At 35.4% G+C, this 21,039-nt stretch carries 20 protein-coding genes and 1 pseudogene; 14 read left to right on the forward strand and 7 right to left on the reverse strand.

Translation table 11 applies throughout. From position 1 onward, the window contains the following. Nucleotides 1-41 precede the first annotated feature (41 nt). The gene (locus SBL16_RS10455; RefSeq protein WP_011274547.1) at nucleotides 42-728 is read right to left on the reverse strand and encodes a type 1 glutamine amidotransferase domain-containing protein; all 687 of its coding nucleotides are present in this window, start codon (nucleotides 726-728) and stop codon (nucleotides 42-44) included. Between the two features lie 186 nt (nucleotides 729-914). On the opposite strand from SBL16_RS10455, the gene SBL16_RS10460 reads away from it, so the two are divergent. The 4 genes from SBL16_RS10460 (at nucleotide 915) to SBL16_RS10475 (ending at nucleotide 3,505) form a co-directional block, all read left to right on the forward strand. Then, nucleotides 915-1,427 (forward strand): DUF308 domain-containing protein, encoded by a 513-nt coding sequence (locus SBL16_RS10460; protein WP_107612009.1) that lies wholly within the window; start codon nucleotides 915-917, stop codon nucleotides 1,425-1,427. 95 nt (nucleotides 1,428-1,522) lie between these two features. Beyond that, nucleotides 1,523-2,719, forward strand: a complete 1,197-nt coding sequence (locus SBL16_RS10465) for a 3M3SH-releasing C-S lyase (RefSeq protein WP_107612010.1) — start codon at nucleotides 1,523-1,525, stop codon at nucleotides 2,717-2,719. Between the two features lie 184 nt (nucleotides 2,720-2,903). After that, a complete protein-coding gene (locus tag SBL16_RS10470) occupies nucleotides 2,904-3,200 on the forward strand; it encodes a DUF2089 family protein (RefSeq protein WP_053016180.1) in 297 nt (98 codons plus the stop codon). After that, a complete protein-coding gene (locus tag SBL16_RS10475; protein WP_053016181.1) occupies nucleotides 3,197-3,505 on the forward strand; it encodes a hypothetical protein in 309 nt (102 codons plus the stop codon). Before SBL16_RS10470 ends, SBL16_RS10475 begins: the two co-directional genes overlap by 4 nt. A gap of 5 nt (nucleotides 3,506-3,510) precedes the next feature. On the opposite strand, the gene SBL16_RS10480 is transcribed toward SBL16_RS10475, so the two are convergent. Next, on the reverse strand, nucleotides 3,511-3,921 hold the full coding sequence (locus SBL16_RS10480; RefSeq protein WP_107612011.1) for an Lrp/AsnC family transcriptional regulator: 411 nt from the start codon (nucleotides 3,919-3,921) through the stop codon (nucleotides 3,511-3,513). Nucleotides 3,922-4,027: 106 nt separating this feature from the next. On the opposite strand from SBL16_RS10480, the gene SBL16_RS10485 reads away from it, so the two are divergent. From SBL16_RS10485 to SBL16_RS10520, 8 genes and pseudogenes are all read left to right on the forward strand, one after another. Further along, nucleotides 4,028-4,435 carry a carboxymuconolactone decarboxylase family protein gene (locus SBL16_RS10485; protein WP_107612012.1) on the forward strand — a complete coding sequence of 136 codons (408 nt, stop codon included), beginning with the start codon at nucleotides 4,028-4,030 and terminating at the stop codon, nucleotides 4,433-4,435. 274 nt (nucleotides 4,436-4,709) lie between these two features. Further along, on the forward strand, nucleotides 4,710-6,062 hold the full coding sequence (gene lpdA / locus SBL16_RS10490; protein WP_107612451.1) for a dihydrolipoyl dehydrogenase: 1,353 nt from the start codon (nucleotides 4,710-4,712) through the stop codon (nucleotides 6,060-6,062). A gap of 38 nt (nucleotides 6,063-6,100) precedes the next feature. Next, on the forward strand, nucleotides 6,101-7,048 hold the full coding sequence (locus SBL16_RS10495; RefSeq protein ID WP_011274553.1) for a thiamine pyrophosphate-dependent dehydrogenase E1 component subunit alpha: 948 nt from the start codon (nucleotides 6,101-6,103) through the stop codon (nucleotides 7,046-7,048). 15 nt (nucleotides 7,049-7,063) lie between these two features. Then, on the forward strand, nucleotides 7,064-8,104 hold the full coding sequence (locus SBL16_RS10500) for an alpha-ketoacid dehydrogenase subunit beta (RefSeq protein WP_053041684.1): 1,041 nt from the start codon (nucleotides 7,064-7,066) through the stop codon (nucleotides 8,102-8,104). 18 nt (nucleotides 8,105-8,122) lie between these two features. After that, on the forward strand, nucleotides 8,123-9,421 hold the full coding sequence (locus tag SBL16_RS10505) for a dihydrolipoamide acetyltransferase family protein (protein WP_107612453.1): 1,299 nt from the start codon (nucleotides 8,123-8,125) through the stop codon (nucleotides 9,419-9,421). 281 nt (nucleotides 9,422-9,702) lie between these two features. Further along, nucleotides 9,703-11,063 (forward strand): annotated as a pseudogene (gene lpdA, locus SBL16_RS10510) (dihydrolipoyl dehydrogenase). 408 nt (nucleotides 11,064-11,471) lie between these two features. Beyond that, nucleotides 11,472-11,810 carry a PadR family transcriptional regulator gene (locus SBL16_RS10515; RefSeq protein ID WP_033079817.1) on the forward strand — a complete coding sequence of 113 codons (339 nt, stop codon included), beginning with the start codon at nucleotides 11,472-11,474 and terminating at the stop codon, nucleotides 11,808-11,810. Next, nucleotides 11,800-12,579, forward strand: a complete 780-nt coding sequence (locus SBL16_RS10520; RefSeq protein WP_107612456.1) for a hypothetical protein — start codon at nucleotides 11,800-11,802, stop codon at nucleotides 12,577-12,579. Before SBL16_RS10515 ends, SBL16_RS10520 begins: the two co-directional genes overlap by 11 nt. Before the next feature lie 85 nt (nucleotides 12,580-12,664). Here the strand turns inward: SBL16_RS10520 and SBL16_RS10525 are convergent, their stop codons facing one another. From SBL16_RS10525 to SBL16_RS10545, 5 genes are all read right to left on the reverse strand, one after another. Next, the gene (locus SBL16_RS10525) at nucleotides 12,665-13,423 is read right to left on the reverse strand and encodes an SDR family NAD(P)-dependent oxidoreductase (protein ID WP_107613963.1); all 759 of its coding nucleotides are present in this window, start codon (nucleotides 13,421-13,423) and stop codon (nucleotides 12,665-12,667) included. 531 nt (nucleotides 13,424-13,954) lie between these two features. Next, nucleotides 13,955-15,058 carry a mannitol-1-phosphate 5-dehydrogenase gene (locus SBL16_RS10530; RefSeq protein WP_317954008.1) on the reverse strand — a complete coding sequence of 368 codons (1,104 nt, stop codon included), beginning with the start codon at nucleotides 15,056-15,058 and terminating at the stop codon, nucleotides 13,955-13,957. After that, nucleotides 15,058-15,492 carry a PTS sugar transporter subunit IIA gene (locus SBL16_RS10535; protein WP_107612462.1) on the reverse strand — a complete coding sequence of 145 codons (435 nt, stop codon included), beginning with the start codon at nucleotides 15,490-15,492 and terminating at the stop codon, nucleotides 15,058-15,060. Before SBL16_RS10535 ends, SBL16_RS10530 begins: the two co-directional genes overlap by 1 nt. Before the next feature lie 11 nt (nucleotides 15,493-15,503). Then, nucleotides 15,504-17,540 (reverse strand): BglG family transcription antiterminator, encoded by a 2,037-nt coding sequence (locus SBL16_RS10540; protein ID WP_107612464.1) that lies wholly within the window; start codon nucleotides 17,538-17,540, stop codon nucleotides 15,504-15,506. A 72-nt stretch (nucleotides 17,541-17,612) separates the two neighbouring features. Continuing rightward, nucleotides 17,613-19,172 carry a PTS mannitol transporter subunit IICB gene (locus tag SBL16_RS10545; RefSeq protein WP_107612467.1) on the reverse strand — a complete coding sequence of 520 codons (1,560 nt, stop codon included), beginning with the start codon at nucleotides 19,170-19,172 and terminating at the stop codon, nucleotides 17,613-17,615. A gap of 334 nt (nucleotides 19,173-19,506) precedes the next feature. Between SBL16_RS10545 and SBL16_RS10550 the strand changes: the two genes are divergently transcribed. Continuing rightward, the gene (locus SBL16_RS10550) at nucleotides 19,507-19,722 is read left to right on the forward strand and encodes a zinc ribbon domain-containing protein (RefSeq protein WP_037537490.1); all 216 of its coding nucleotides are present in this window, start codon (nucleotides 19,507-19,509) and stop codon (nucleotides 19,720-19,722) included. A 247-nt stretch (nucleotides 19,723-19,969) separates the two neighbouring features. After that, entirely contained in the window at nucleotides 19,970-20,875 is a 906-nt protein-coding gene (gene rarD, locus SBL16_RS10555) for an EamA family transporter RarD (RefSeq protein ID WP_016930561.1), read from the forward strand. Nucleotides 20,876-21,039 lie beyond the last annotated feature (164 nt).

Here is a 21,039-nt window from a genome sequence, read left to right on the forward strand (position 1 = left end):
AGGCATCTTTATAAATTTTACTATGCGGGTAGACTAAGATTTTACTTTTGAGATTCTAAGAATTTTTCTGCTACGGCTTTACCAGATTGTGGATTTTGGCCAGTAATAATGCGACCATCAGCGACTGCAAACTCAGTCCAGTTATCACCTTGTTCATAGTTTGCACCACGATTTTTAAGTTCATCTTCAGTAAGGTAAGGAACAACGTCGGCTAAGCCAACTGCTTGTTCTTCACTATTTGAGAAGCCAGTAACCGTTTTGCCATCGATAATATGTTTACCTTCAGCATCTTTTACATTTAATAAGCCAATTGCACCATGGCAAACAGAAGCAACAACATCGTTATTTTCATAAATTTCTTGAGTTAGCTTTTGTAAATCTTCATTATCTTTGAAGTCCCAAATTGTACCATGACCACCAGCAAAATAAATGACATCATAATTTTCAGCTTTAACTGCGTCAGGTGTAACTGTATGACCAAGACGTGTCATAAAGTCCTTATTCTGATAATATTCCCAGTCTAAATCTGTCATCATATCTTCTTGTAAACTTTGAGGGTCAATGGCAGTATATCCACCTTCTGGACTGATATAATGTACTTTATAACCATTTTTATATAAGACATCCGCGAAATGAACAACCTCACCAAACCATAATCCAGTTGGACGATTCATATCAGGATATTTCGTTACACTTGTTACTACAACTAATGCTCTTTTTGTATTCATTGATACGCCTCCTAATTTTATACTACGTTCAGTCTACCCTTTTCGGAAAAGTAAGAAACTGAAGAGGTCGTGAATTAAATATAATATGTTTCATGTAAAACGATGTAAGATGTATTCGTTGTTAGTCCAACGCAACTTCAATATACTTTATATAATAACTATTTTTTAATGAGAGGAGGAATTTGAATGGCACAAAACAAAGGAAAATTAAAATGGTCAAGCTTAATTATGGGAACGTTACTCTTAATTGTTGCAGTTATCATTTTCAGTTATCCTGTTAAAAATTTCTACACACTTACTTGGCTTATTGGCTTATTTATTCTTATTAATGGAGTGATTCAACTATTATTCCGTCGTGCTGCGAGAGCGCTTGCCGGTAGCAGTTCAGGATTAATTGTTGTCATAGGAATTATTGATATTATATTTGGACTACTTGTGATATTTAACGTTGGGGCAAGTTCAACCTTCTTCATATTTATGTTTGCCGCATGGTTTATTGTAAGTTCAGTTATTGGACTAATGACCATTTCAAAACAAAGCCGTTTGAAGGGACTATCTATCATTGTTAACGCTTTAGGCTTACTATTAGGAATTATTTTACTATTTAACCCTATGATGGGGATGATTCTAGTATCAACGATGATAGCCATCACATTTGCAATTCTAGGTGTGACTTACGTTATTGATGGACTTGCGTAAGTTTAATTATTAAAAGTGAAATCAGAGAAAGTGAATTCATTAATTAGAGGTATTACAATAAAACATATTAAATATTGATTCTAGGAGGCATTCATGTGACGTACAATTTTGATGAGATCATAGACCGTCGTTCTACAAATGCGATGAATGTAGAAGGTTATAAAGGCTATTTATTTGGAGACGCAGATACTTCAGATTTAGAAGAACATGATGAACTGATTCGTATGTGGGTAGCTGATATGGATTTCGCGACACCTGAAGTTGTGTTAGATGCGATAAGAGAAAGACTCGATAAAAAGATTTTAGGTTATACCAACATATTTGGCACAGATTATTATGAGGCTTTTGTGTCATGGACAGAACGACGATTTGGTTATACATTTCCGCAAGATCACCTTGTATTTTCTCATGGGATTGTTGCAGGGTTAATTGAACTTGTAAGCTATATTTGTGACAACGACGACAAAGCGTTGATTTTAACACCAAGCTACGGTCCTTTTAAAATGGCTTGTGATAAAAATAATATTAAGACGGTATATTCTCCGATGATTAATCATAATGGATACTATGAAATCGACTTTGAAGATGTCCGTCAAAAAGTGGAAACAGAAAATATTAAAGTATGTATCTTTGCTAATCCACATAATCCAACAGGTCGTGTATGGTCTGAAGATGAATTAAAGCAATTGGGACAAATTATGGTCGATAATGACGTATGGATCATCTCAGATGAAATTCACTGCGACATTAAACGGGCCGGTCAAACACATGTACCTTTTGCTAAAGCAGTGCCAGATTACGATAAGATTGTTACCGCAATGTCTCAAAGTAAGGCATTTAATATAGCAGGCTTAATGTTCTCAAACATTATTATTCCGAATAGAAGATTATTAAAGACATGGAAGTTACATCACTTTAGTTCTGAGAATCCATTAAGTATCGTTGCGACACAGGCTGCTTATGAAAAGGGCGAAGAGTGGTTAGCTGCTATGAATGATTATCTAGACGATAACTTTAAATACCTAGCACAATTTTTAGAACAAGAACTGCCACATGCAGAATTTAAAATTCCAGAAGCAACCTACCTCGCATGGGTTGATCTAAGCTATTACATTAAAGCAAAACACATAGATGAACCAATCGCTAAATATTTCATCAAACACGCCGGCGTTATCATTGAAGGACAAGAACAATTCGTTCATAATGCAGAAGGACATATCAGAATAAACATCGCTGTTCCACGTGAAATCATGATAAAAGGACTGCAAAAGATTAAAGACGCATTAGTTTAAAAATCATAATGTCTATTGGGATGAAAAATTCATCTTAATAGACCATTTTTATGTTAAATTAGAAATTAGACATTAATAAAAAGTCAATTATAATTAAATAAATTTAAGTAAAATTTAAGATTATTTAAATAAATTTGAATATTATTAAAGTATTTGTTATAGTTATTGGTGAGGAGGAGCAATTGTGAATCAAAATGAAATACCAAGTTGGATTTTAAACCTAGATAAGGGTGATATAGAATTTATCAAAAATTTAGTTCTATACTCTGGATCTTTAAAACAGTTAGCGAAGTATTATGAAGTTTCATATCCAACTGTTAGACAACGTTTGAACAATGTCATTGAAAAAGTCAAAATGTCAGAGCAACAAGAAGATAGCTCCTTAGTTAGTTTCGTTAGAACCTTAGCAATTGAAGAAAAGCTTGAATTAAATGATGCGAAAACCATTCTAGATTTGTATAACAAAGAACGGAAAGGATGAAAGTGAACTTGGAAATTATTAAAATGTTTCTACCGGCACTATTTTTTGCAGTTGTCGTAGCGACACAATATTTTCTTTCAAGAACAGGTAATAAATTTATAGGCTCAATTATTCCAGTAATAGCCGTGATAGTAATAACTTATTTACATATTACAGGTTTTCTTCAACTGAAACTTATTGGAACAATTATATTAACCGTTATCCTCCTATTATTCTTATATGTTGAATGGGATAGAGCCCAGAAAGATAATGAAAAAAAAGCTAAAAATGAAATGAATAAAATGAAAAGTAAAGATTTAAAATAGTTCTATTAAATCACTTTTGAAAAGATAAAATGTGTTTTACTATGACCATATGTTTGCAGAGAATCGATGGAATTCTCTGCTTTTTTCATGTTTTCAAAGCGAGCTTTAAACATAAAACAACTATCTCCAGAGATTCTATAACAAAATTCAACATTCTTTTGTTGAGCAATATAATCTTTAAAGTCTTTGTATAAATTATTTTTAATCGTCAATTCGATGAGTGCTTCAATATCATATCCCAACAATGCATAATCAATTTCAATTGTATAACTTTTGATAATGCGCATATCAATTAATCTATGTATACGATCCCTTGTTGCAGGTACGGATAGATTTACTTTTTGGCTAATTTCATTAAGTGATGTTTTACTATTTTTCAATAAAATTTCTAACAGCTTTTGATTTGTTTGGTCCACCTACACTAACTCCTTAAAAATTTAAAATAATTGAATTAAATTCCTTATAAATATTAAGTCTAAAATGAAAATTTAGCAATAAAATATAGGTTAAGGAGGAATGATAATGTCTATTATTAATGATTCAAGTATAGGTAACACGCCTTTTCAAAAATTATTAGGTCATCAAGAAGAATTAATGCAATCATGGACACAGCTAAGTGATGTGTTAGAAAATGACGGCGCACTTAACAAAGAATTAAAAGAAGAGTTAAGAAGAATGTTAGCGCAAAAGAACGGTTGTCAGTACTGTAAAGCTAAAGGTCAACCTACCGGCAGTCTTAAAGATGAAAAATCGTCCGTTTGCATAGGATTTACAGAAGTGTTTATTAAGATGGGTGACCAAATTCCGGACAATATTATTAACGTACTTAAAGACAGTTTAACAACAGAAGAAATTGTTGAACTCATTGCATTTATTACATTCACAAACGCACAACAAAACTTTGGCGCAATAATGAAATTGCAGCCATAATAAAATCCTCTAGCCAACTTGGTTAGAGGTTTTTTTATTTGAGTGAGTAGCAAGATAATCTTCCAAATCTTATAAAACTTATATGAAATAATAGAAATAAGTATATAAAAATTTAATTTTACAATTATTTGAAAATTCAAAATCATGAGTATAGAATGTAATTAAAGAAATGAGAAAACGCTTACATTAAGAATATGGCATATCTCATTTCTATGTTTTTACAGAATGTTTTGGGATGCACAACGATATGATCTTACGGAAGTGGGTGATAGTGATGACGGACTCATATGATTTGATTGTGGTTGGTGCAGGACCTGGTGGATATGTTGCCGCTATTCGCGCTGCACAATTAGGTCAAAAGGTTGCAATTGTAGAGAAAACAAACGCAGGGGGGACTTGTTTAAACGTAGGTTGCATACCTTCTAAAACACTACTCGAACATGGAACGAAAGCACATGATATACGTAAGGCTAATGATTGGGGAATTGAGACGCAAGCGATGAAAGTGAATTTCTCTAAATTAGTGCAACGTAAACAACACATTGTTAGCACGCTCACAGGTGGTGTGAAGCAATTATTAAAGAAAAACAAAGTTACTTTCATTAAGGGTGAAGCTACTGTAACAAAAGATTTAGAAGTTAAAGTTAATAATCAAACATATCAAGCGAAAGATATTATTCTAGCAACTGGTAGTAAACCTTTTATTCCTCCTATTGAGGGATTAAATGACATAAAGTATGAAACGACAGACACATTTTTTGATATAGAAACGTTGCCTAAACAACTCGCAATTATTGGTGGCGGTGTTATCGCTACTGAGTTAGCATCCTCAATGGCTGACTTAGGAGTCGAGGTTACAATGATTGAAGTTAATGAAGATATTCTTCTCACCGAGATTGAAGAAGTACGTGAACTGTTAAAGGACCATTTGAAGAATCAAAGTATAAGAATTTTAACAGGCGCAAAGATATCTAAAGTAACAACCTCTAAAGTGATTTTGGATAATCATGAAGATGTGTCATTTGATACTTTATTAGTGGCAACTGGTCGACAACCGAACATCAAGGTAGCTGAAGATCTAGATATCGATATGGATGGTAAATTTGTACAAGTCGATGAACATTATCAAACAACAATTAATCATGTATATGCTATTGGAGACCTTGTTAAGGGCTATCAACTTGCACATTCAGCGAGTGCACATGGATTACATGTTGTTGAAACTTTGGCTGGATTAAAACCAATGCCAGTATCTCCAAACAATATTACACGTTGTATTTATACTCGTCTTGAAGCAGCATCAGTTGGTTTATCTGAGTCTCAAGCTAAAGAAGCGGGTTATGACGTATCTGTTACACAATCTTCTTTTCAAGGAAATGCAAAGGCACTCGTAAAAGGAGAAGCACAAGGCTTTATTAAAATTGTGACTGATAAAGCATATGGAGAGGTCTTGGGTGCTTTTATTGTTGGTCCACATGCTACAGATTTAATCAGTGAAGTATTAGGTGTCAAAGCTTCAGAAGGTACAATGAATGAGTTATCTAACATCATTCAACCACATCCTTCTCTATCCGAAGCAATTGGCGAGAGCGCAGATGCATACTTTGGAAAAGCCATTCATATGTGATAACAGAACAAATCAATGAATGATAGGAGGAACTAACGATGGAAAAAGAACAAGCACGTTGGATTTATAAAACGATGAATGAAATTCGATACTTTGAAGAAAAGGTGCATAAAATCTTTAGTGACGGTAAGATTCCTGGTTTTGTTCACTTATACGTAGGCGAAGAAGCTGTAGCAACTGGTGTAATGTCACAACTTGAAGACGACGACTATATTACAAGTACACACCGTGGACACGGACATGCAATTGCCAAAGGATGTGACCTTAATGGCATGATGGCGGAGATAATGGGTAAACGTGATGGACTTGGTCATGGTAAAGGTGGTTCCATGCACGTTGCAGAAATAGATAAAGGAATGCTCGGTGCCAATGGTATCGTAAGTGGTGGCTTCGGACTTGCTACTGGTGCAGGTATTTCTATTCGAAATCAAGGTAAAAAGAATGTTGCTGTATGTTTCTTTGGTGATGGTGCAGCCAATGAAGGTAATTTCCATGAGGGCCTTAACTTTGCCTCAATCTTAAACCTTCCAGTTATCTTTGTTTGTGAAAACAACCAATTCGGTGAAGGTACAACACATGATTATGCCAGTGCTTCAGAAACAATTGCAGAGCGTGCTTCAGCTTATAACATGCCAGGTGTCAGAGTGGATGGCATGGATGTCGTTGAGGTTTATAAAGCAGCACAAGAAGCTGTAGAACGAGCAAAAAATGGTGAAGGCCCTACGCTAATTGAGTGTGACACGTATCGTAAATATGGTCATTTTGAAGGGGACGAACAAAAAGTTAAATCGCCAAATGATCGTAATGCGGACAAAAACGCAACAGAAGACTTTAAACGTCAAGCACTTGAAGAAGGTTGGTTAACAGAAGAAGAATTAAATGAAATTGAACGAGCAGCTGAACAAGCAGTAGAAGATGCAGTGAAATATGCAGATGAAAGTGAATTACCAGATGTAGATTCATTACACGAAGATGTATTTGCCTAAAAGGAGGTCATAACTATGAGTGAAGAACGCAAGTTAACATTTATGGGTGCAATTAACGAAGCAATCGATCAATCAATGGAACAAGATGATAATGTTATTCTCATTGGTACGGACGTTTCAGGTGGTGCAGGTGTAGAACATATTAAAGATGACGATACATTTGGTGGCGTTTTTGGTGTGACTAAAGGACTTGCGAAAAAATATAGTCGAGATCGTGTTATTGACACACCAATCGCAGAACATATTACACTCAGCTCTGCTGTAGGTGCGGCAGCTACCGGTATGCGTCCTATTGCAGAATTAATGTTCAATGACTTTATTGGATTTGGTTTAGATCCTATTTTGAACCAAGGTGCAAAAATGCGTTACATGTTTGGTGGTAAAGCTAAAATCCCACTTGTGGTACGTACAGTTCATGGCGCTGGTGCAGGTGCAGCAGCACAACATTCTCAATCGTTATATAACATGTTCGCCGCTATTCCAGGTGTGAAAGTGGTTGTGCCGTCTAATCCTTATGATGCTAAAGGACTGTTAATGGCAGCAGTACAAGATGATAACTTAGTAGTCTTTTCAGAAGATAAAACATTATTAGGACAAAAAGGTGATGTGCCTGAAGAACCTTACACAATAGAAATTGGTAAAGCAAATGTGACACGTGAAGGTGAGGATTTAACAATTGTAGCAATCGGTAAAATGGTTGCTGTTGCTGAAGAGACAGCAGAGAAGTTAGCAGAGGATAACGTTTCAGTTGAAGTTATTGATTTACGTTCTGTATCACCATGGGATAAAGAAACAGTTCTAGAATCAGTGAAGAAGACTGGTCGTTTAATTGTGATTGATGAATCAAATCCACAATGTAATGTAGCGGGAGATGTTGCATCTGTTATTGGTGATATTGGTTTTGATTATTTAGACGGACCAATCAAGAAAGTCACTGCACCGGATACACCAGTTCCATTCGCAGCAAACCTTGAACAAGCCTATATACCAAACGTAGATAAAGTATTAGATGTTGCATCTGAACTAATTGAAGACTTGAAAAAAGTTAATTCATAGGCAAGGAGGTGTTGAACGATGAGCGAAAATATTATTATGCCAAAACTCGGTATGACGATGAAAGAAGGCACAGTCGAAGAATGGTTTAAAGCTGAAGGAGACACTGTCGAACAAGGGGAAAGCGTCTGTACAATCAGTTCTGAGAAACTAACGCAAGATGTTGAGGCACCGGCTAGTGGTACATTACTCGAAATTAAAGTTCAAGCCGGAGAAGAAACTGAAGTTAAATCTGTACTTGGTATTATAGGTGATGAAGGAGAAAGTACTGAATCAAGTAGTACGACTGATTCTGATAATGAAGAATTCAATAACTCACAATCAGACGATGAAGAGCAACAAACCAACGATACAACTTCTGTAAATGAAGATGATAGTAATCATGATGAAGATACAAATATGTCTAATAATGTTAAACCCCAAAATGGTAAACGTATCTTTATATCACCACTTGCACGCAAGATGGCGGAGGATAAAAACTTTGATATCACTAGAATTCAAGGTACAGGTGGTAATAATCGTATAACAAAATTAGATATTCAACGTGTAGAAGAGCAAGGATATGATATTGAAGCAAAAAATGAGGATATGCAATCTAAAGAGGATAAGAACACTAAATTTAACAGTGCTAATGTCGGTGAAGGACTAAATCCAATGCGTAAGCGTATAGCACAGAATATGCGTCAAAGCTTGGCCGAAACAGCACAACTCACATTACATCGTAAAGTGGATGCTGACCGTTTGTTAGATTTCAAAAACAAACTATCAGCTGAACTTGAGAATGCAAATCAAGATACTAAATTGACTGTCACAGCATTGCTAGCTAAAGCCATCGTCTTAGCACTTAAAGATTATGGTGCAATGAATGCTCGATATGAAAATGGTCAACTTACAGAATATGATGATGTTCATTTAGGTGTGGCAACGTCACTCGACGAAGGGTTAATGGTACCAGTTATAAATAATGCAGACACTAAAAGTATTGGTGCTTTAGCTAAAGAGATTAAATCTTCAGCAGAAGCGGTACGTGATGGTAATACAAATGATGTTAAACTGTCAGGTGCTACATTCACAATCACCAACATGGGTACGAGTGGCATCGAATATTTCACACCAATTCTTAACCTGGGTGAAACAGGAATCCTAGGTGTAGGTGCACTTTCTAAAGAAGTTGTACTTGAAGGAGATAGTGTTAAACAAGTATCACGTATACCGTTAAGCTTAACGTTTGATCATCAAATTCTTGATGGTGCGAGCGCTGCTGATTTCTTAAAAGTATTAACTAAATATATTGAAAATCCATATCTATTAATTCTTTAATAACAAATATATTTAATTTGATTAAGACCCTCAGTACACAAAAAAGTGCTGGGGGTATTTTCATGTCTCGAACCACACTTCCAATCCTTTCGCACAAAACAAAGCCCTATATTGAAAAAGTAAAAATTCTGTCACTTACGTTTATTTGAAATTATAAAAATATAACTCTAATATATAATTAAAAGGGTATAAAAGCGCTTACACATTAAACAAGTGGTTATGTTCATAACAAAGGTTATTAAGGGATGAAAACAACTTCAAAGGTGAAAGGGGTACAAATGATGTCTAAATCGTATGATTTGATCGTTATTGGAGCAGGACCTGGAGGTTATGTCGCAGCAATTCGAGCAGCACAACTAGGCAAAAATGTAGCGATTGTTGAGAAACAGCACGTTGGTGGTGTATGCCTCAATGTAGGTTGTATACCGTCGAAGATATTTTTAGAATATGGTGCTAAAGTGAGAGATATTCATTCTGCAAACAATTGGGGAATTAAAACGAATCACATAGACATTGATGTAACTAGTCTCGTACAACGTAAAGATCAAGTGGTTAAGACAGTGACTGATGATGTTCGAGACGCATTAAGACAACACAACGTTGATTTTATTGAAGGGGAAGCAGAAGTATTAGAAGGATTAAAAGTTCAAGTCGATCAAACTATTTATACCGCGAAAGATATTATTTTAGCGACAGGAACAAAGCCATTCGTACCACCAATCGAAGGGCTAGATAAAGCGCACTTTGAAACAGCTGATACATTTTTCGACATGGAACAGCTGCCGAAACAACTTGTGATTATTGGCGGCGGCGTTATTGCCTCGGAAATAGCCTCATCAATGGCTGATTTAGACGTAGATGTTACGATTTTGGAAAAGGGCGATAGCATCCTATCTAGTGAAATTAAAGAAATACGTGACCATCTATCCACCTATTTGCAACAACAAGGTGTTAACATCATCACCAATTCAGAAACTAAGAAAGTGAATGCCAAGACTTTGGAAATTGATGGAAAAGATGGCCCTAAAGAAATTCTATATGAAACATTGCTCTTTGCGACAGGGAGACAACCCAATGTTCAAGTTGCTAAGGCGCTTAATTTAGAACAAAATGGCAAATGCTTACAAGTTAATGAACATTATGAAACTAGTTACGCACACGTCTATGCGATTGGTGATTTAGTGCCAGGCTATCAGTTAGCACATACTGCAAGTGCACACGGTAAATATGTGGCAGAATATATTGCAGGCAAACAACCAGAACCGATAAATCAAGAGGATATACCAAGATGTATTTATACAAGATTGGAATCTGCGTCAGTAGGTTTATCAGAATTACAAGCACAAGAGGCGGGTTATGAGGTTGAAGTGACGACTGCACCTTTCAGAAGAATCCTAAAGCAATCTTAAAAGGTGAAACACAAGGAATGGTTAAAATAGTAGCGAATAAGCAGGATGGTAAGATTTTAGGTGGATTTGTCGTTGGACCTCATGCGACAGATTTAATTAGTGAAATCTTAGGCATTAAGGTTTCGGGCGGTACATTAAACGATATTTCTCGAATTATACAACCACATCCTTCACTATCGGAAGTGATTGGTGAAAGTGCAGATGCATCTTTTGGAAAAGCAATATATCATTAAGTAAAATCGATTATGATCTTTTAAAGTCTTAGTAAAATACATTGATAATCTATACCTTTTAACGCATTAGCGTTTTGATTAAAAACACATAAAACGAATTATAATATATAAGTTACTAGCATGAAAAATCCCCAGGCTCGTCAAAATTGCTGGGGGTTTTAATGTGTTATTTATGTAACTCGTTAATTAACGTAGCGATTAAAATGTTAAAGTAAATTAAATTGTTTAAGTAATAAACCTCATTCGTTAACATTACGCATTATTATTTAAACTGCAATTATTAAAGTAAATTAATAAAATGCAATTTAGCAATACTTAAGCGGTCACTATCTTTTATCGTAAGATAGTTGACTTATTTTTTAAAATACACTATCTTATATTATAAGATAGTTAATAAAAGGTGATGACATGTCAGTATCTAATCAAATGATGAAGGGGCTTTTAGATGGCGCAATACTTGGACTTATAGCTAAGGGTGAGACATACGGGTACGAAATTTTAGAGAAATTAAAAGAAAACCAATTTCCTGAAATTAGCGATGGTAGTATTTATCCTGTATTGCTTAGGTTAAGCAAGAAAGGATATGTTCACACAACCACGCGCAAATCGGATAACGGTGGACCTAAACGGAAGTATTACACGATTTCTGAAAGTGGACAAGAAGAGTTAAAAAGATTCAAAGAGAAATGGAGTTATCTTAACTCAGGAATGAATAACTTATTCGGGAGTGATGAATATGATGACTAAAGAACAAGAGGACTATATATTTAAATTAAAAGCAGAATTAATGTTTAGAGGTAAGGATGAAGATGAAGTACATGCAATTGGCGATGAATTAGAAGATCACTTTGAAACAGCAGAAGAGAATGGCGACGATGTTAGTGATATTTTAAACACATCAGTTAAAGATTATGCGGATAACTTTTCTAAAGAAATGAGCTTTACCAAAGGACTACCTAAATATTTAACGTACTTTGTGCTTTTTATGTTTGCGATATTCACAATTCCAGATTTCTTTGAAAATGACGTCACCCTAACATTAGGATATATTTTAAATACAATTTTTATCTTCGTATTAAGTGTTGTCGTACCATTATTTTTAATAAAGAAAGCTATTATGAAATATGGCGATGCTAAACGTGTATATGTCTATGCATTTATAGGAGGAATAATTCTTTTCTCACTGATGGTTTTAAGTACGTTTATTGCCAAAAGATACCCAATATATACACTTGTGACACTAAATCAAACCCAAAGCATCATTACTGGGCTCATATTATTAGCAATCGTCATGTTGCTATGTTTCATTGTTAAACAAAAACTATTTGCACTCGTATTATTTATCGTTTGCTTACCTAATATAATAGGACAAATCTTTAAAGCACATAGCCATTCTAACGAGCAATTTTTAACGATATCAATTGTACTTTATATCGTTCTAATAATCGGGATGAACATTGCATTCTTCGGCCATGCTTACTACACGAACCGAAAAGAAAAAAAACGTAATTCTTAAATGATTGATAAAAGCGTTGAGTCACTTCATTGATAGTGACTCAACGCTTTTATTACTGACGCATCATTGAAATATGAATACATCATTAATCGACTAACCAACCACCATCGATTGGAATAATTGAACTATGGATGAAATCAGAATCATCACTTGCTAGGAAGAGTGACAATTGTGCAATTTCCTCTGGTTGACCATAACGACCAGCAGGTACAGAATTTGTTTTTTCCATAACATCTGCAGAACCTTCTTCAAACATCGCATGTGTCATGCCAGTATCAACAGCACCAGGTGCTATGGCGTTTGCTTTAATACCTTTAAGGCCATAATCAAATGATAATTGTTTCGTATAACCTGCAATACCATGTTTCGCTGAAGTATAAGCTGCACCGCCACCGCCAGCTACAAATGCACCGATAGAAGCAATATTAATAACAGTACCTTTGCCATTGTCAATCATATGTGGCAACACTGCATTCGTTACAAGATACGTACCTTTTAAATTGATATTAATAATTCTATCCCATAATTCCTCTGACGTTTCTAGCGTTGGTTTATAATCATCTAGAATACCAGCTGTATTACTTAAGATATTAATCGTACCAAATGCTTCAACACCTTGTTTAACAGCGTGGTCAACACTTTCTTTATTAGATACATCGATTGTAACTGGCAGTGCTTCGCCACCATGCGCTATAATGTCACTAGCTGTTTGGTTCACAGTTTCTTCATTGATATCAGCGATTATAACTTTAGCACCTTCTGATGCATAAAGAATGGCCTGTGCTTTACCCATACCAGAACCTGCACCTGTAATAAATGCGACTTTACCATCTAATTTTCCCATTAATAATACCTCCAAGATATATTCATGAACACCCTTTATTTAACTATTCCTTTAAATTGTGAAAGTATTCATATCACTTATTTATGTATTCATAACTTTAAGTTATGAGACTTTGAATGATTATTAATTAAGAACATAGGTTCAACTAAATTATTGTAGATTGCTAGAATAATAAAGTTTAGTTGCTAAAAATACGAAGTATTGGCTGCGAGACGCTACTAGGAATAGCATTAGCACTGAGACAAAACCTAAATAAAAAAAGAGTTAAATCACAACCTACAAGACTTTGAAAAAGGCTTATAAAGTGATTTAACTCTTTTCAATTATAAATAACTTGGCTTCACAGTGGTTGATTGACATTAAGCATTCATATGCTTAACATCTAATCAACTTTGTGGGGGCGAAAAAACGAATTCTTAATAATTAAATTCTGTTTCGCTCCCAGCGATGCCTAGAGCAAGCGAGCAGCAACAATACGCAGTATTGTGTAAAATACTCATATTAAATTACTTAAATTGTTAAAGTAATGAATTACAATTCTTCATAAACAGCTACAATTTCATCTGCTAAGCGGTCATTGATTTTCGCATATTCTTGTAAGAATGCTTTCACACCATGTGCATCAATGTATTCACGCATTTCAACTGTTTCTTTATCGTTCATATCATCATATTTTAATAATAACGCTGCTGCTTTTAATAAGCCTTTGCGACGTAAATTATTTTCATATAAATAAGATAAAGGTTTGATAATACGATCTTTAGGACCGATTTTACGAATTGTTCCACGACCTACACGTGTTACTTCGTCAGATAGGTATGGATTTTCGAAACGACCAATAATCTTCTCAACATAAGCCGCTTGTTCTTCTTTAGTGAAACTGAAGTTATCCACGATGTACTCGCTTGTTTCACCTAATACTTGACGTAAATCTGCAACGATAGCTTCATCTTTAACAGCATCTAATACAGTATCTCTACCATAGAAGCGACCAGCATATGCTAATAAAGCATGACCAGTGTTAACTGTTAATAATTTACGTTCGATGTAAGGTGTTAAATCATCAACATATTTAATATGTTCTAACTCTTCACCGTACCAAGCATCTTTTTCAACAACCCATTCAAAGAAAGGTTCAACCATAACGTCTAAAATATTGTCATTCTTTTGAAGTGGGACAATACGGTCAACTGCAGAGTTCGCGAAGTGAATGTTATCACCTAATGGACCAGTGATGTCTAAGATTGCTTCTTTAAGCGTATCAGTCGCCATAATCGCATTTTCACACGCTACGATATTAACGTGATTTTCTTTCTCTTTTAAAACTGGTGCGAATGATTTCGCAATGATAGGAAGGATGTTCACACCAACTGCAGTTGTAATAATGTCAGCTTCAAGAATTGCTTGTTTCAGTTCATCTGAAGGTTGACCACTATTAATCGCACTAACACCAGTAACACGTGTTGTTGTTTTCTCTTCATTAGCAAGAATAACGTTATACGCGCCTTCATTATCTAATGCGTTAATAATTTCCTCATTAACGTCTGCAAATGTTACATCAATGTTGTTATCTGAAAGAATATAGCCGATGAATCCACGGCCAATATTTCCAGCTCCCAAGTGTACTGCTTTCATTATGCGTCAGCCTCCTCGAAGACTTGTTTAATTTCTTCAGCAGATTTAGCGTTGACGATACGATCAACATTTTCTTCTTCACTGAATGTAATTGCGATTTTAGATAATAAGTCTAAATGTTCGCCATCTTTACCAGCGATACCAACAACAACTTTAACTGTTTCGCCGTTCCAATCTACGCCTTCAGGAATTTGTAGTAATGTTAAACCTGATGCTAATACATCACCTTTAGCTTCGTCAGTACCGTGAGGAATTGCTAAACCGTTACCCATGAATGTTGAAACAAGTTGTTCACGTTCTTTCATTGCTTGGATATACGCTTCGTTTACAGAACCGTTATCTACTAAAGCACGACCAGCTTTTTCAATTGCTTCGTCTTGGCTTCCTACAGATAAGTTTAAAAAGATATTGTCATTACTAAATAATTCAGTCATTTTATACACTCCTAAGTTAATTGGTTTTGAATTCGTTTTAAAAAGCTATCTCTCAATATGTGTTTCATAGCGTCAGGGTCTTGCATGAAGTCATCAATTTGCTCGAGATGATGTCCTAATTCAGCAGATAATTCCCCAACAAGTTGTGCCATTTCATCATTATTTGGGATGAATAGGCTAACCATATATTTAATTTTGAAAAGGTCATTTTGAGTACTTTGCATGCCCAAACTTTCATTTAATATCGTGATTAAAATGAGAGGGCGTAATATTAAATCATCCTTCATATGTGGAATTGCAACAGGATAGGGTTGCAATATCCAACCGGGATTCTGATTTAATTTATCTTGCAACAGCTCAGCGAATGACGTCTGACTATTCGGCGCAATGACGCCATGTTCCTCAAGATAGTCAGCTAAATAATAATTCCAAATAGTTACATCTTTGTATTCAAATTGCATAGAGTTCAACAATGTTAAGCCGTGTTCGATGTTCCTGACCACTTGATCAGGGTCTTGAATCGAATGCTTCATTTCATTCTCTTCATGTTGTTTCGCTTTATGCTCGGTTGTCTTTAAAAATGATGCTACATACGTCACATCGGATTCTGGTAGCAATGGATTAACGGTAATAAATGGCGTTGTGATATCCAATTTAACCGTTGAAATAATGCCATCATAATCCTCTAGATTTAACATTTTTAAATCACTGACGGACGCTTGTGTAATCTTCTCTATTTCATTAAAAGATTGTTGTAATCGTGTTGCCAACAATCGACTTGTTCCAATACCACTACTGCAGACAACTAAAACATGTAGAAGTTGGGTGGACTGACTTTTCAAGGAGCCACCAAAATGCAAGACGATGAAGGCAATCTCACTATCCGGGAAGACTAACTCCGGCCATGTCTGATCGATGGCCTTGTGTACAATATCGAAGAGACGAGGATACTTGTACTTAATCATCTCGGTAAGTGGATTGTACGTCTCAATGTTTGCTTCCAAACGATTAATCGCTGGATTAATGTGCAATGATAAGCCATGAACTAGTGTTGCATAGTCTTCGAATGATTGGCCTGATAAGCGCTCTACACGATTTACAAATGCTTGTATTTTACGGTCGTCAAATTCATTATTCTCAAACATCTTGGAGGTTGTTCGACGGTTTGCACCACGTAAATGAATTGTTATAAAAGTGACTTCCGCTTGGTTAAAGTCGATGTCGTATAGTGTCTCTATACGTTTCGCAATTTCTGTGGCAATTTGATGTTCAAATGTGTCTTTTACAGAATTATGAATATCTTCATTAATCGATACATATTCACCATTTTGAATACGAGCAATACTTAACACGATATGGACGGTTAAGGTCAGATAACTCGATTCTGTTAAGGTATAAGGCAATTGGCCTAGGTAATCCATTAAAATACGTTCAATCTTAAATATGCTATCAAGGTCGACTAAAGCTTGTTGCGATTGATTAATCGATTGATAGACGAAGTGGTTCTCGATAACTGAGTAAACACTTGTACTATTCAAGTTGTTGACCATCAATTGACTTAAGAATTCACGTTTTTTTGATTCGGGGCCATCAAGATATACCCCTTCACCACGCTTGCGATAAAGTATAAGTTGATAGCTAGCGAGATCATTCTCTAGGTCATCAAGCAATTTGGTTAATGACTGAACAGATACGCCAATTTCTTGCGCCAAGCTGTATTGCTTAACAGCATGCTTAGATTGAATAAGCGCATACAGAATAATTGCCTTTTGTTCTTCAACAGACAAGTCAATGGTATCGTGTTGCGCCATTTCTTGTTTTAATAGCTGGATTTGATCATCATCACAAGATAACTTAATCCCTTTTTTGTTTGCCCGTTCAAGTTTCATATTGAAGCCTTGGAGGTAGGTTTCAATGCCTTTTAATTCACGATGAATAGTACGAGAGGACACGCCAAGTTGTTGAGCAATTTCATAAATCGTGACGTATTGACCGTAATACTTAATTAGCAGTTCAATGATTTCCTTTTCACGTGTACTCATTAACATGGTGTGTCCCCCCTTGAAAGGAGTCTGAACATAAGTGATAGAAATAATATGTTCGACTCCCAAACTATTTAATTATGCTTTATCTTGATCTTTCTTCAAGTTGTTTAATAATTCTTCATAACGTGGAGAATTTAAGAAGTTATCCACTGAGATATGAATTGCGTTTGGAACTTGTTTGATTGCACGGTCTGTTAATGTTTTTTGTGTAATAACAAGTTGTGCATTATTTGGTAATTGGTTAATAGCAGTATTTGTAACATTAACGTCTGAAATGCCTGCTTTTTTAAATTTATTACGTAACATACTTGCACCCATTGCACTAGAACCCATACCCGCATCACATGCGAAAATAACATGGTCTACGTTGCTATAGTCGTGAGCGTCTACGTCTTCAGTGTTGTAGTTATCAAGTAAGTCTTCTTCTTCGTCCTCTGATGAAGCTTCTTTTTTATCTTCATCATCAGCTTTGTTAGCAGCTACGCCAGCTGCGCCAGTACCAGTTGTCGCACCAGTTAATTTAGAAGACACGCTAGATTTTTTACCTTTAGTAGATTCCATTTTAGCTGTTGCTGCTTCTAAATCTTGTTTAGGTTCTTTAGTAAATTTCATAATTAATGCTGCAACTACGAATGAAACAAGTGCTGCTAAGAATACGCCTAATACCATGTGTAAGAATTCACCTTTAGGTGCATTTAAACAATACACGATGAATGAACCTGGTGAAGCTGGACTCTTGAATCCGAAACCAGTTGCTTGGTAAGTTGCTACGCCAGTCATACCACCTAAAATAACAGCGATGAATAATAATGGACGCATTAATACATATGGGAAGTAAATTTCATGAATACCACCGAAGAAGTGGATGATACCTGCACCATATGAAGTTGCTTTCGCTGTGCCTTTACCGAAGATCATGTACGCTAATAAGATACCGATACCTGGTCCAGGGTTTGATTCGATTGCGAATAAAATTGATTGACCTGCACTTGCTGCTTGGTCAGTACCAAGAGGTGTGAATACACCATGGTTAATCGCGTTGTTAAGGAATAAAATTTTAGCTGGTTCTACGATGATACTTACGATTGGTAATAAGTGTAAGTGTACTAAGAATTCAACTGCTACAGATAAGATGTGCATGATGAATTGCATAATTGGCGCCAATAATTTGAAGCCAAGGATTGTCATAATAAATGCTAGAATACCCGCTGAGAAGTTATTGAATAACATTTCAAAGCCTTGTGGTGTTCTAGGTTGTAAGAATTGGTCAACTTTCTTCATTAACCAGCCAACAAGTGGTCCCATAATCATTGCACCAAGTAACATTGGTGTATCTGGTAATGCAACAATAACCCCCATAGTTGCTGTCGCTGCAACGATACCACCACGTAAGTCGTGAATTAAACGACCACCACTAAATGCGATCAGTAATGGAATTAAGTATGTGATCATTGGTCCTGCTAATTGAGATAATTCTTTGTTAGGGAACCAACCATTATCAATGAAAATCGCAGCAATAAAGCCCCATGCGATAAACGCACCGATGTTTGGCATAATCATACTACTAAGGAATGAACCAAACGCTTGAACTTTACGGCCGAGACCTTTTTTCTCTTGTGTCTCTGTTTGAGCCATAACTACACCTCTTTTTTTATTCTGATTTGATAATTCAATTGTAATGGCACAAGAAAGCGTCTACAACACAAAGAAAATGCGACTTTGTCACAGTAATTGTGACAACGGTGTGACAAGGTCATGGTGAAAGTCTCACAACTATATTGAAGCCCAATGTAAAACCTTCTACTTATGATAATTATGTGAGAAATTCCATTGAAAATGTTTGAATATGGCAATGAAAAAATGTCATTAGTTATATTTTAAATGCGCAATAAGTTATTACTTATTTAAAGATTAAATGATAGGAAACAGGTTATAGAACAAGTAAGAAACAATATAAGGAGTGTTGTTTATGACTGGAAACACAGGAAACGGATGTGTGAAATGTGGACATACGGAAGTGGAAGAAGGAACATTATCAGCAACAGGATCTGGACTATCTAAGATGTTTGATGTGCAGCATAACAACTTTAAAACAATAACTTGTAAAAATTGTGGTTATACGGAATTTTACAAAACAAATAATAATAGAACGAGTGATATTGTCGATTTATTCTTTGGTGGATAATTGAATATCAATATTTATGTCAGAATCAGCGACTTTCTAGGCGCTGGTTCTTTTTCATTTGTAAAAGGGAGACTTCGGGTTGTGTGATGTTAGGGGGTAGGATGTCTAAAATCAAATAAATTCAACCTAAATTACTAAGAATTTGAATGATTTTGAGCAGTTTATATACCTAACTTTCTTAACTATTGGTACCATAGTTTTATTAATTAAAACATATTTCCAGGGTTATATCGTTAGGAGGGTTAGGATGAATTCCAATACTGAATTTAAAAAAGGGATTCTATATGCGTTAGGTGCTTATGTATTATGGGGTATCTTGCCAATTTATTGGAAATTAATTGGTGGCGTTAGTGCATTTGAAATCTTAGCTTACCGCATTGTATTATCTATGATCTTTATGATACTAATGATCGTAGTTTTAAAGAAATCACAAACGTTCAAACGTGATTTAAAACATTTATTCTCACATCCAATTGAACTAATCGTCATTATTATTGCTGGTTATGTGATCACAATCAACTGGGGAACGTTCATCTGGGCTGTGTCAAATGGACACGTACTTCAATCTAGTTTAGGTTATTATATTAACCCATTAGTAAGTATATTATTGGCGTTCATTTTCCTAAAAGAGAGATTCAATAAATTTGAAACGCTAGCAATCATCTTTGCGACAATCGGAGTTCTGTATATGACGATTCGCGTTGGAGAATTCCCAGTCATCTCATTAATGTTAGCATTCTCATTCGGTATTTATGGCTTGTTGAAGAAGATTGTTAAAATTGAAGCCATAAGCAGTATCGCGATTGAATGTATCGTTACAGCGCCAGCAGGATTAATATATATGATTTATTTATGGAATACTGGAACATCATCAGTAGGTTTGAATATGGACACATTCTGGTTGATGTTCTCAGGTGCAGTAACTGCCATTCCATTAATCTTATTCTCAGCCGGTGCCAAACGTATTCCGTTATCTCTAACAGGATTCATTCAATACGTTGGTCCAACTATCATGTTCTTCTTAGGTATCTTTGCATTTAAAGAACATTTTGATGCGCAACAATTAGTTACGTTCGCGCTCATTTGGTTCGGTATCGTATTGTACAGCATTTCTCAATACGTGAAAATGAAACGTAACCCTAGACCTGAATAATTACAATAAGGCCTGGGACATAAATAATATAATGATGCTATTTTACAAATTCACAGTAGATGACTGAACTGAGAAGTCGCTTAAATTAAGCTTTTCTCAGTTCTAGTCATCCTTGCGGGCGGGGCCCCAGCAAAGAGAATTTCATCAAGAAATTCTACAAGCAA

The organism is Staphylococcus sp. NWU MK-U1, from assembly GCF_033283505.1.
GTDB classification, from domain to species: domain Bacteria; phylum Bacillota; class Bacilli; order Staphylococcales; family Staphylococcaceae; genus Staphylococcus; species Staphylococcus haemolyticus.